The sequence below is a fragment of the Kitasatospora sp. NPDC051705 genome (genome assembly GCF_044453265.1).
In the GTDB taxonomy this organism is placed as follows: Bacteria; Actinomycetota; Actinomycetes; order Streptomycetales; family Streptomycetaceae; genus Kitasatospora.
Genome location: NZ_JBITCO010000053.1, coordinates 1 through 12418, shown reverse-complemented (window position 1 = coordinate 12418; position 12418 = coordinate 1). Strand labels below are relative to the sequence as shown.

Here is a 12418-nt window from a genome sequence, read left to right as displayed (position 1 = left end):
GGGGGGGGGGGGGGGGTGGGGGGGGGCGGCGCGGCCGGGGGCCCCCCCCGCCCGCCCGGGGCGGCCCGGCCGGCCGGGGGGGCGGGGGGGGCGGGGCCCCCCGCCCCCCCCGCGGCAGCCTTTCCGGGGCCCGCGACGCCTCCACCCACCCGGTCTGACCAGTCCGACAACACTCCCGGCCGCGAGGACCGTCGTACCCTTGGTGGGTGACCGACGCCGTAGCAGCCATCCCAGAAGAAGCAGCCCCGGTCCCGCTCCTCGAGCCGAAGGAGGGGATCCCGCCCGTCGTGGCGGACGAGCAGGCGCTGGCCGCCACCGTCGCCGCCTTCGCGGCGGGCACCGGGCCGGTCGCCGTCGACGCCGAGCGGGCCTCCGGCTACCGCTACGGGCAGCGCGCGTACCTCATCCAGCTGCGCCGCGCCGGCGCCGGCACCGCGCTGATCGACCCGATCGCCTGCCCCGACCTCAGCGCCCTGGGCGACGCCCTCGCCGACACCGAATGGGTGGTGCACGCCGCCACCCAGGACCTGCCGTGCCTGGCCGAGGTCGGCATGAGACCGCGACTGCTGTTCGACACCGAGCTGGCCGGCCGCATCGCGGGCTTCGCCCGGGTCGGCCTCGGGCCGATGACCGAGAGCGTGCTCGGGCTGAGCCTGGCCAAGGAGCACTCGGCGGTCGACTGGTCGACCCGACCGCTGCCCGAGCCGTGGCTGCGCTACGCCGCCCTGGACGTCGAGGTGCTGGTCGAGCTGCGCGACGCGCTCGAACAGGAGCTGGACGCCCAGGGCAAGCTCGGCTGGGCGACGGAGGAGTTCGCGGCGATCGCCGCCGCGCCCCGCCCGGCCCCGCGCACCGACCCCTGGCGGCGCACCTCGCAGCTGCACAAGGTCCGCCGGCGCCGCCAGCTGGTCGTGGTACGCGAGCTGTGGCTGGCCCGGGACCGGATCGCGCAGGAGCGCGACGTCTCACCCGGCCGGGTGCTGTCGGACGCCGCGATCGTCAACGCCGCGCTGGCCATGCCGCTGAACATCGCCGCCCTGCAGGCCGTCCAGGGCTTCGGGCCGCGGGTGCACCGGCGCCAGCTGGAGCAGTGGCTGGCCGCCGTGCAGCGGGGCCGGGAGGTCCCGGAGAACCAGCTGCCGCCGGCCGCCGCGCCGCACGACGGGCCGCCGCCGCCGCGGGCCTGGGCGGAGAAGGACCCGGTGGCCGCCGCCCGGCTGTCCGGGGCTCGCGCCGCCGTGACCGAACTGGCCGAGCGGCACCACCTGCCGGCCGAGAACCTGATCACCCCGGACCTGGTCCGCCGGGTCTCCTGGGAGCCCCCGGCCGATCCGGGCGCGGACGGCGTGGCCGCCGCGCTGCGCCGGCTCGGCGCCCGGCAGTGGCAGGTCGACCTGGTGGCGCCGGTGCTGGCCGCCGCGTTCGCCGAGGCCGCCGACGCGCAGGCCTGACCGCAACCGCCCGGAGGGGGCGCCGTCCACGGGACGGCGCCCCCTCCGGCGCGTCCGGGCAGGCCCCGCCGGTGGGACGTGTCGCGGGACACACGGGCCGAACCGTCCGAGGGGCCTGGGCAGGTTGGTTACCGACCGGTAGCATGGCGGTGAAGCGGCTCCGCACGGGTCTTCGCCGGCGGCAGCCTGCCCACCTCGAAATGTTGGTCCCTGGGAGGAGAGCCCCCGTGCCTCGTACCGCGAGGGACGTCGTCTTCGTCGATGGCGTCCGCACCCCGTTCGGCAAGGCAGGCCCGAAGGGCATCTACCACGAGACCCGCGCCGACGACCTCGTCGTCAAGTGCATCCGGGAGCTCGTGCGCCGCAACCCGAACCTGCCCGTCGAGCGCATCGACGAGGTCGCGATCGCGGCCACCACGCAGATCGGCGACCAGGGTCTGACCATCGGGCGCACCGCCGCCCTGCTGTCCGGCCTGCCCAAGTCCGTCCCGGGCTACGCGATCGACCGCATGTGCGCCGGCGCGCTGACCGCCGTGACCACCACCGCCGGCGGCATCGCCTTCGGCGCGTACGACGTGGTCGTGGCCGGCGGCGTCGAGCACATGGGCCGCCACCCGATGGGCGAGGGCGTCGACCCGAACCCGCGCTTCGTCTCCGAGAAGCTCGTCGACGAGTCCGCCCTGTTCATGGGCATGACCGCGGAGAACCTGCACGACCGGTTCCCGCACATCACCAAGGAGCGCTGCGACGCCTACGCGGTGCGCTCCCAGGAGAAGGCCGCCAAGGCGTACGCCAACGGCGACATCCAGCCCGACCTGGTGCCGATCTCGATCCGCAACACCAACCCCGAGGTCGGCGAGACCGGCTGGGGCCTGGCCACCGTGGACGAGCCGATGCGCCCGGGCACCACGATGGAGTCGCTCGCCGGCCTGAAGACCCCGTTCCGCCCGCACGGCAACATCACCGCGGGCAACTCGGCCGGTCTGAACGACGGCGCCACCGCCTCGCTGCTGGCCGCCGAGGACGTCGCCGAGGAGCTCGGCCTCCCGGTCAAGATGCGCCTGGTCTCCTACGCCTTCGCGGGCGTCGAGCCCGAGGTCATGGGCATCGGCCCGGTGCCGGCCACCGAGAAGGCGCTGGCCAAGGCCGGTCTGACCATCGACGACATCCAGGCCTTCGAGGTCAACGAGGCCTTCGCCGTCCAGGTGCTGTCCTTCCTGGACCACTACGGCATCGCGGACGACGACGAGCGGGTCAACCCGTTCGGCGGCGCGATCGCCTTCGGCCACCCGCTGGCCTCCTCCGGCGTGCGCCTGATGAACCAGCTGGCCCGCCGCTTCGAGCAGCGCCCGGACGTCCGCTACGGCCTCACCACGATGTGCATCGGCTTCGGCATGGGCGGCACCATCATCTGGGAGAACCCGCACTTCGAGGGTGGTAAGTGACCATGAGCACCACGACTGAGCTGCTCCAGCACGGCGCCGAGCTCTTCCCGGGCGAGGTCGTCACGACCGCGCACGTGCGCCACCTCGACCTGCCGCTGCAGGCCGGCAAGCTGGCCCTGATCACCCTGGACAACGGCTTCGACCACACCAAGCCGACCACCTTCGGCCCGGGCTCGCTGCTCAAGCTGTCCGTCGCGCTGGACCAGGTCGAGGCCGAGGCCGCCGAGGGCAAGATCGTCGGTGTCGCGATCACCGGCAAGCCGTTCATCTTCGCGGTCGGCGCCGACCTCAAGGGCGTCGAGCTGCTCAAGGAGCACGCGGACGCGCTGGCCATCGGCAAGGGCGGCCACGAGGTCTTCAAGCGGATCGCCGCGCTGCCCGTCCCGTCCTTCGCCTTCTACAACGGCGCGGCGATGGGCGGCGGCGTCGAGGTCGGCCTGCACGCCACCTACCGCACCGTCAGCGCGGGCGTCCCGGCGTTCTCGCTGCCCGAGGTCTTCCTGGGCCTCGTCCCCGGCTGGGGCGGCTGCAGCATCCTGCCGAACCTGATCGGCCCCTCGAAGGCGATCAAGGTCATCATCGAGAACTCGATGAACCAGAACAAGCAGCTCCGCGGCAAGGACGTGTTCGAGCTGGGGATCGCCGACGCGATCTTCGAGCCGGCCGACTTCCTGGAGCAGTCGCTGCTGTGGGCCGCCAAGGTCCTCAAGGGCGAGGTCGTCGTCGAGCGCGAGGAGATCGACCGCGGCAAGGCCTGGGACGACGCCGTCGCCTGGGGCCGCCTGGTCGCCGACGCCAAGGTGCACGGCGCCGCGCCGGCCGCCTACAAGGCGCTGGACATCATCGCCCAGGTCAAGGACGCCGACCTGCAGGCCGGCTTCGACGCCGAGGACGCGGCCCTGGCCGACCTCATCATGAGCGGCGAGCTGCGCAGCGGCATCTACGCCTTCAACCTGGTGCAGCGCCGGGCCAAGCGCCCGGTCGGCGCGCCGGACAAGTCGCTGGCCCGCCCGGTCACCAAGGTCGGCGTCGTCGGCGCCGGTCTGATGGCCTCGCAGCTGGCCCTGCTGTTCGCCCGCCGCCTCGAGGTGCCGGTGGTCCTCACCGACATCGACCAGGAGCGCGTCGACAAGGGCGTCGGCTACGTCCACGCCGAGATCGACAAGCTGCTCGGCAAGGGCCGCATCGGCCAGGACAAGGCCAACCGCCTCAAGGGCCTGGTCTCGGGCTCGCTCGACAAGGCCGTGGCCTTCGGCGACGCGGACTTCGTGATCGAGGCCGTGTTCGAGGAGATGGGCGTCAAGCAGGCCGTCTTCGCGGACCTGGAGAACGTGGTCTCGCCGACCTGCGTGCTGGCCACCAACACCTCCTCGCTGTCGGTCACCGAGATGGCCTCGAAGCTGAAGCACCCCGAGCGGGTCGTCGGCTTCCACTTCTTCAACCCCGTCGCGATCCTGCCGCTGCTGGAGATCGTCCGCGGCGAGCAGACCGACGACGCCTCGCTGGCCACCGCCTTCGCCGTGTCGAAGAAGCTGAAGAAGACCTCCGTCCTGTGCAAGGACGCCCCGGCGTTCGTGGTGAACCGGATCCTGACCCGCTTCATGGGCGAGATCCAGAGCATCATCGACGAGGGCACCCCGATCGCCAGCGTCGAGAAGGCCGTCGAGCCGCTCGGCCTGCCGATGTCCCCGATCGTGCTGCTGGAGCTGGTCGGCCCGGCCATCGCCCTGCACGTCTCGGAGACCCTGCGCGGCGCCTTCCCGGAGCGGTTCTCCGTCTCCGAGAACCTCGGCAAGGTGGTCAAGGCCGGCAAGCGCGGCTTCTACACCTGGGTCGACGGCAAGCAGGTCCTCGACCCCGAGGTGCTGGAGCTGCTGTCCTTCGGCGACACGGTCCTCACCGAGGAGCAGGTCCTGAGCCGCGCCCTGGAGGCCGTGGCGCAGGAGATCGGCCTGATGCTGGAGGAGGGTGTCGTCGCCGAGGCGCAGGACATCGACCTCTGCATGATCACCGGCGCCGGCTGGCCCTTCCACCTGGGCGGGATCACCCCGTACCTGGACCGTGAGGGCGTCTCGGAGCGGGTGAACGGCAAGCGCTTCCTCGCCCCCGGCGTGGCCTCGGTGCCCGCGTAGGGCGTAGCGGTACGCACGACGGAGCCCCGGTGACCCGCAAGGGTCACCGGGGCTCCGTCGTGCTCCGGGGTGCCGTGCCGCCGTCGTGCCGGGCCGCCGGGTCCGGGGGCCCGGCCGGGGTCAGCGCTTGAGGCGGTAGACCACGGTGTCGGCGAAGACGCCGACCATCTCGTAGTGGGTGTCCAGTAGGTTCTCGATCCGCGGGACCATCACCGGCTGGTACGGGGCGATGCCCGAGTCGTCCACGACGACCTCGGGGAGGCCGTTGGCGAGCTCCTTGTCGAAGGTCTGCCAGGCGTTGTTGACGCTGAACTGCTCGCCCACGTTGGGGCTGCCGTCCTTGCCGCCGCTGTAGTTGGTCAGGAAGCCGGCCGTCAGGTAGCGGGTGGCGGGCTTGCGGTCGGCCAGCCAGTACAGCTCCGGGTGCATGCCCCAGACCAGCACGGTGTCCTTGGGGGTGGTCTGGGCGGCGACCGCGGTGGCGACCTCGGTGGTGCGGTTGAGCCGCTCCCCCGGCCAGGCCAGCGCCAGGCCCCAGAACACCGTCGAGGCGACCGTGGTGTACACCAGGACGGGCTTCCAGCGCACCGCCGAGGTGGCCACCGCGCCGGTCCCCAGCAGCACCAGCGGCGGGATCAGCTGCAGGTAGTAGTGGCCGAAGAAGTGGAACCCCACGCTGACCGCGACGACCGAGGAGGCCAGCCAGACCCAGAGGTCGGCGGTGGAGCCGTGCTCCTCGCCGGCGACCGGCAGCGGGCGGTGCCGGTACTTGAGCCAGAGCCGGCGCCCGACCGGGAGCAGGAAGCCCAGGCCGGCCGCGACCAGGATGGCCGAGTTGCCGAGCGCCCGGCCGACCATCTGCAGCCAGGCGCCGCCGAAGGAGGCGTAGTCGCCGCTGCCGGTGACCACCCAGAACAGGAAGCCCTTGGGCTTGGTCAGGATGACCGCGACCAGCGCTATCGGCAGCGTGAACCCGAAGGCGATCTTGAACAGGGCGGGCGGCCAGCGCACCCCGCGCCGGCGGGTGTCCTGGAACAGCATCCAGAGCACCGGCAGCAGCACCGCGCCGCCGGTCTGCTTGGTCAGCGAGCAGAGCGCCACCGCGATGCCGGCGGCCAGCCAGCGGCGGCGTTCGGCGTACCGGAAGGCCGCCACCATCGCGGGCAGCATGAAGACCTCGAAGGTCGCCGCCTGGGTGTCCTCCGGGGAGAGCCCGATGGAGACCAGCAGGTAGAGCAGTCCGGCGCCGGCCCCGGCCCGGTTGCCCCACCGGCCGCGGGCGATGGAGGCCAGCAGGATCGCGGTGACCAGGTGGGCGGCCACCGCCAGCGTGCGCAGCGGCCACAGCGAGGCGGAGCCGAACACGGCGAAGCAGGCCTGGTAGAGCCAGGGCAGCAGCGGCGGCTTGCGGTCCACCACGGTGTCGTACAGCACTCCGCCGTCGGCCAGCATCCGGGCCTGGGTGGCCAGGAAGCCCTCGTCGGGGCTCCAGACCGGCCGGGCGAAGGACGGGACGTGGGTGACCAGCGCGACCAGCGCGAGCACCGGCACCAGCCTGGTCCAGTACCCGGCGCGGACTCGGGTCAGGACGCGCTCGGGCAGGCGCTCGGCCACGGCGGCCAGGCGGAGGCGGGTGGGGGTGGACACGGATGACAACCTACCGGGCGGGATCGGCGCGCACGGCGCCGGTCCCGCCATTCGGTGCGATTGTCAGCTTGTCTCGCGACGAACTGTTACAGGCCTACGACAAACGGTCGTCGCCGGAACGGGTGCCGCCCGCCCTCAGGCCTGGACCGGGGCGGCGTCCAGGCTGGCGACCAGGGCCGCCACCTTCGCGGCGATGTCCGGGGCGTTCAGACCGATCTCGGCCAGGATCTCGCCCCGGCTCGCGTGGTCCAGGAACTCCTGCGGGATCCCGAAGTCGCGCACCGGCAGGTCCACGTCCGCGTCGCGCAGCGCCTGGGCGACCGCGGCGCCGACACCGCCCACCCGGCCGTTGTCCTCGATCGTGACGACCACCCGGTGCTCGGCGGCCAGGCCCGGCAGGGCCGGGTCCACCGGCTTGACCCAGCGCGGGTCCACCACGGTGGCGGTGACGCCCTGGGCGGCCAGCAGGTCCGCGACCTCCAGGCTGGTCGGGGCCATCGCACCGACCGAGACCACCAGCACGTCCGCGCGGTGCGTGCCGCCCGGCTCCTCGGCGGCGCGCAGCACGTCCATGCCGCCGATCCGGCCCACCGCCGCGACGGCCGGGCCGACCGTGCCCTTGGAGTAGCGGACCACGGTGGGCGCGTCCTCGACCTCGACGGCCTCGCGCAGCTGGGCGCGGACCTGGTCGGCGTCGCGCGGGGCGGCGAGCCGCAGACCCGGGATGACCTGCAGGATCGACATGTCCCACATGCCGTTGTGCGAGGCGCCGTCCGTCCCGGTGACCCCGGCCCGGTCCAGGACGAAGGTCACGCCCAGCTTGTGCAGCGCCACGTCCATCAGGACCTGGTCGAAGGCCCGGTTGAGGAAGGTCGCGTAGACCGCGAACACCGGGTGCAGCCCGTTGGTGGCCAGGCCGGCAGCGCTGGTGACGGCGTGCTGCTCGGCGATGCCCACGTCGAAGATGCGGTCCGGGAACGCCTTGGCGAACGGGGCTAGGCCGACCGGGTGGAGCATCGCGGCGGTGATCGCGACGATGTCCTCGCGCTCGTGGCCGAGCGCGACCATCTCCTCGCCGAAGACCGAGGTCCAGTCCTTGCCCGAGCTCTTGACCGGCAGGCCGGTGTCCGGGTGGATCACGCCGACCGCGTGGAAGCGGTCCTCGTCGTTGTTCTCGGCGGCGTGGTAGCCGCGGCCCTTCTCGGTCAGGCAGTGCACGATCACCGGCCCGCCGAAGCCGCGCGCCTTGGTGAGCGCGGACTCCAGGGCGGTCAGGTCGTGGCCGTCGATCGGGCCGATGTACTTGAGGCCGAGGTCCTCGAACATGCCCTGCGGGGCGATGAAGTCCTTGAGGCCCTTCTTGGCGCCGTGCAGCGTCTCGAACAGCTGCTGGCCGACCACCGGGGTGCGCTGCAGCGCGTCCTTGCCCCAGGACAGGAAGCGCTCGTAGCCCTGGGTGGTGCGCAGCGTGGCGAGGTGGTTGGCCAGGCCGCCGATGGTCGGGGAGTAGGAGCGCTCGTTGTCGTTGACGACGATGACGACCGGCAGGTCCTTGGCGTCGGCGATGTTGTTCAGCGCCTCCCAGGCCATGCCGCCGGTGAGCGCGCCGTCACCGATGACGGCGACGACCGGGTCGGCCTTGCCCTTGATCCGGTTGGCCTTGGCCAGGCCGTCGGCGTACGAGAGGACGGTGGAGGCGTGCGAGTTCTCGATCACGTCGTGCTCGGACTCGGCGCGCGAGGGGTAGCCGGAGAGGCCGCCGCTCATCTTCAGCCGGGAGAAGTCCTGGCGGCCGGTGAGCAGCTTGTGGACGTAGCTCTGGTGGCCGGTGTCGAAGAGGATGCGGTCGCGCGGCGAGTCGAAGACCCGGTGCAGCGCGATGGTCAGCTCCACCACGCCGAGGTTGGGGCCGAGGTGGCCACCCGTCTTGGCGACCTCGGTCACCAGGAAGGTCCGGATCTCCTCGGCCAGGGCGGCCAGCTGTCCGGGCGTGAGCCGGTCGAGATCGCGCGGTCCCCGAATGCGGGTCAGCAGGGCCACCCGTTCCTCCTCGTTCAGTGTTCGCGGACCGCGGGCGGTCCGAGGGGCTTCGCTGCCCGGTCTGGCGGCAGCCCGACGGTCGCGGCCGGTGCCGACCGGTCGAGTCTAATGTCCGCTTGCCGGACACCGAGCGGCGCGGCCCGTACCACCGATCGGATACCGCCATTCCCCGAGGTCGGCCCGGGGGCGCTCGTCACCGTGGATTGACGGACGGACGTGCGGCCGTGGTTCAGGCACGACCGAGTGCGCCGGACTCGCCCATCTCGCTCATCACCAGCGCCAGCGCGCCGAGCACCTCCGCCCGCCCGCCCAGGGTGCCGGGGACCACCGAGAGCTGGCGGGCCGCGCTCGGGATCGCGTAGCGGGCCACCGAGTCGCGGATCGGGGCGAGCACCAGCTCACCGGCCTCGGCGAGGTCGCCGCCGAGGATCACCCGGCGCGGGTTGAGCAGGTTGCACAGGGTGGCCACGCCGGTGCCGATCTGCCGGCCCGCGTCGGCGATCACCCGGCGGCACCCCAGGTCCCCCTGGTGCGCCAGCTCGACCACCCGCGGCAGGGTGAGGTCCGGGCCGAGCGTGGAGGTGAGCAGGGAGAGCAGGTACCGCGAGCCGACGAAGGTCTCCAGGCAGCCGCGGTTGCCGCAGCGGCAGACCGGCCCGGCCTCGTCCAGGGTGATGTGCCCTATCTCACCGGCGGTTCCGCCCGGGCCCCGGTAGATCTGGCCGTTGACCACCAGGCCGGCGCCGACACCGCTGGCCACCTTGATGTACGCGAGGTCGCTCAGCCCGCGCCCGGCCCCCCAGACCAGCTCGCCCAGGGCACCCAGGTTGGCGTCGTTGTCCACGTGCACCGGCATGCCGAGCCGCTCCGCCAGCTCCCGGCCGGGGGCGATGCCCGTCCAACCGGGCAGGATCGCGGTGGAGCCCAGCGCGCCCGTCTCCACGTCGATCGGGCCGGGCACGCCGAGGCCGACGCCGATCACCTTGTCCGGGCGGAAGCCGGCCTGCTGGAGCAGCCGCTCCACCATCGCCTCGGCCCGGTCGAAGCCCTGCGCGGCGGAGACGTCCACGTCGATCGGCGCGCTCTCCTCCGCGAGCACCCGGTGCGCCAGGTTCCCGACCGCGACGCGCAGGTGGGTGTGGCCGAAGTCGATCCCCACCACGATGCCGGCGTCCCCGCTGAGCGAGACGCTGCGCGCGCGCCGGCCGCCGGAGGAGGTGTCGGCGACCACGACGGTGCCGCTCTCCTTCAGCTCCCGCACGATGTTGGACACGGTGGCCGCCGAGAGGCCGGTGCCGCGGGCGATCTCGGCCTGGGTCAGCGAGCCGGCCATCCGCACCGCGCGCAGCACCCGCTCCAGGTTCGCCCGGTGCAGGGACGACTGCGAGCCCGGTGTGTCCGTCGACATGATCCACCCTCCCAGGGGGCGGGGGCCCCTCCGTCGGGACGTCCCCTTCAACTCCTGAAGGGTAGGGCCTGTCCCCCGGATCGGCTCGGGGCCGGGCCGATCCGGGGGACGGGGCCGGCCCCGCGGGCACCGCGGTGGCGGCGGAGTGAGCGGCGCGTGGAGGTGTTGCACAGCCTGGACCTGCAGGGACGGGCCACGGCCGTCCTGGCGGCGGCCGAAACCCACTCACCACTACCATGGTGCCCAATCTCACGCGCCCCACCGGACCGCGGACGGTACCGGGCAGGGGAACGCTTCCAGACATGACGGGGAATCAGATGGCAGGGGATCACCCTACGCCGGGGGCCGGCGAAGCGCCGGGCAGCGGCCCGCAGGACAATCGGGGCGTCTCGTTCGGCCGCCCTCCCGGCGGCGTGGACCCGGCCGCCGTGGCGGACCAGATGACGCAGCTCGACGGCGCACCGATCCCGGGCCCGGCCGCACCCGCCGGACCGCCCCCGGCCCAGCCGCCGGCACCGCCCGCGCAGCCGCCGGCCGGCGGCGTCGACTACGCGGCGTACGCGCCCACCGCGGCCGGCTTCCCCAGCCAGGCCCCGCCGCCGGCCGGGGCGCCGGTCGGCCCGTACGACCCCGTCGCCGGGGGCGGCTACCCCGCGCCCGACGCCGGCCAGTCCTACGGCGCCGGCTACGGCTACCCGCAGCAGCAGCCGGGCTACACCTACCCGGGTGCGCCGGCGGTGCCGCCCGCGCCCAAGCAGCGCAACCCCGTGATGCTCTGGGGCGGGATCATCGGCGGCGTCCTGGCGATCGCCATCGTCGCCGCGCTGGTCGTGCTCCTCAAGGGCTCCGACCCGGACCCGGCGCCCAACGCCAACGGGGGCACCACCACCTCCGGCGGCACCACCGGCGGCGTCACCGACGCACCGACCGTCGACGGCACCACCGGCGGCAGCAGCACCGGCGGCGGCGGTGGCGGCAAGGCCAGCTACAACATCGCCTGGAACGCCGCCAAGGCCACCACCGGGGACGGCAGCTCGCAGATGCTCGGCATCTGGGGCACCGACAAGCTCGCGGTGCGCGCCGACAGCACCGGCATCAAGGCCTACAACACCTCGGACGGCAAGGAGGCCTGGACCATCGCCGTCCCGGGCGGCAGCAAGGAGCTGTGCACCGCCTCCTACGCCTCCAACTCCAAGAACATCGCCGCCGTCTCCTTCAACACCGGTGACAGCGACTGCTCCACCATCGGCGCCGTCGACCTCGCCCAGGGCAAGCTGCTCTGGACCGTCAAGGTCTCCAACGACCGGATGTCCTCGCCGACGCTCAGCGTCACCGACAAGGTGGTCGCCATCGGCGGCAACGTCGTCGGCGGCCTGAACATCGACAACGGGGCCGCGGTCTGGCAGTTCCAGCCCCGCGACAAGGACTGCAGCCTGTACGGCCGCGCCGCCGGCAGCCAGATCGCCGTCAGCGACCGCTGCTACGGCGGCTCCGGCCCCAAGTCGCAGCTGGTCGTCGTGGACTCCGACACCGGCAAGACCACCAGCTCGCCGATCACCCTCACCGGCACCATCGAGCGGATCGACAAGGTCGTCCAGGACCAGCCGCTGGTGCTGCTGATGAGCAGCGGCCCCAACGGCGACTACATCCTGCCGTTCGACAAGAGCAACAAGCCCGGCAACCAGATGTCCGTCAAGGAGCCCGGCGCGGACAGCCTGCGCCTCTCCGGCCAGGCCGACGCCTACACCCAGAACGTGGTCAGCGGCACGACCCTGTACGCGCAGGTCAGCGGCAGCAAGTCGGGCATCAACGCGTACGACCTGACCACCGGCAAGCGCATCTGGTCCACCGCGAGCAGCAGCTCCAGCAACGACATGCGGCTCGTCTCCGGCACCGACAAGGACGGCAAAGTCCGCGCCATCGTCAGCCAGGGCTACAACAAGCCCGCCCGGCTGGTGACGCTCTCGCCGACCGACGGTTCGATGACCGACCTCGGCACCATGGCGATGCCCGACGGCCTCGACATCGGGATGAGCCTGTCCGAGTACATCCTCTCCAACGACGGCAACGCGGTGTACGCCTTCCGTCGCGGCAGCTCCGACGCGCCGCTGACGAAGTGGAAGAAGTGACGCCGCCGACGCGGGACGCGTGACGCCGCGGAAGCGGAACCGGTGACACCGGGCGGGGGGGGGGGGGGGCGGCCGCCCCCCGCCCCCCCCCCCCCCCCGGGGCCGGGGGGCCCCCCCCCCGGGCGCGGGGGGGGGGCGGCCCCCCCCCCCCCGCCGGGCGGGGGGC

General features: G+C 73.1%; 7 protein-coding genes. 4 read left to right on the top strand and 3 right to left on the bottom strand.

Annotated elements, in window-relative coordinates; all coding sequences use genetic code 11:
• Positions 1–206 precede the first annotated feature (206 nt).
• From ACIA8Q_RS33610 to ACIA8Q_RS33600, 3 genes are all read left to right on the top strand, one after another.
• Positions 207–1451, top strand: coding sequence for an HRDC domain-containing protein (locus tag ACIA8Q_RS33610; protein ID WP_360215817.1), 1245 nt, complete (start codon positions 207–209; stop codon positions 1449–1451).
• A 227-nt stretch (positions 1452–1678) separates the two neighbouring features.
• Complete coding sequence (locus ACIA8Q_RS33605; protein ID WP_360215820.1) at positions 1679–2896, top strand: acetyl-CoA C-acyltransferase; 1218 nt, start codon at positions 1679–1681, stop codon at positions 2894–2896.
• Positions 2897–2898: 2 nt separating this feature from the next.
• Positions 2899–5028 (top strand): 3-hydroxyacyl-CoA dehydrogenase NAD-binding domain-containing protein, encoded by a 2130-nt coding sequence (locus ACIA8Q_RS33600; protein ID WP_360215823.1) that lies wholly within the window; start codon positions 2899–2901, stop codon positions 5026–5028.
• Positions 5029–5148: 120 nt separating this feature from the next.
• Here ACIA8Q_RS33600 and ACIA8Q_RS33595 read toward each other — a convergent pair whose 3' ends face one another.
• From ACIA8Q_RS33595 to ACIA8Q_RS33585, 3 genes are all read right to left on the bottom strand, one after another.
• Positions 5149–6675, bottom strand: a complete 1527-nt coding sequence (locus ACIA8Q_RS33595) for a glycosyltransferase family 39 protein (protein WP_360215826.1) — start codon at positions 6673–6675, stop codon at positions 5149–5151.
• Positions 6676–6810: 135 nt separating this feature from the next.
• Positions 6811–8715, bottom strand: a complete 1905-nt coding sequence (gene dxs, locus ACIA8Q_RS33590; protein WP_360215829.1) for a 1-deoxy-D-xylulose-5-phosphate synthase — start codon at positions 8713–8715, stop codon at positions 6811–6813.
• Between the two features lie 229 nt (positions 8716–8944).
• A complete protein-coding gene (locus ACIA8Q_RS33585) occupies positions 8945–10123 on the bottom strand; it encodes an ROK family transcriptional regulator (protein WP_360215832.1) in 1179 nt (392 codons plus the stop codon).
• A 440-nt stretch (positions 10124–10563) separates the two neighbouring features.
• Between ACIA8Q_RS33585 and ACIA8Q_RS33580 the strand changes: the two genes are divergently transcribed.
• Positions 10564–12252, top strand: coding sequence for a PQQ-binding-like beta-propeller repeat protein (locus tag ACIA8Q_RS33580; protein ID WP_387901873.1), 1689 nt, complete (start codon positions 10564–10566; stop codon positions 12250–12252).
• The last annotated feature ends 166 nt before the right edge of the window (positions 12253–12418 follow it).

Bases quoted from the DNA above. Each gene is read 5' to 3' on its own strand.
- ACIA8Q_RS33580 (WP_387901873.1), top strand. From the start codon at position 10,564: ATGACGCAGCTCGACGGCGCACCGATCCCGGGCCCGGCCGCACCCGCC.
- ACIA8Q_RS33600 (WP_360215823.1), top strand. From the start codon at position 2,899: ATGAGCACCACGACTGAGCTGCTCCAGCACGGCGCCGAGCTCTTCCCG.
- ACIA8Q_RS33585 (WP_360215832.1), bottom strand. From the start codon at position 10,123: ATGTCGACGGACACACCGGGCTCGCAGTCGTCCCTGCACCGGGCGAAC.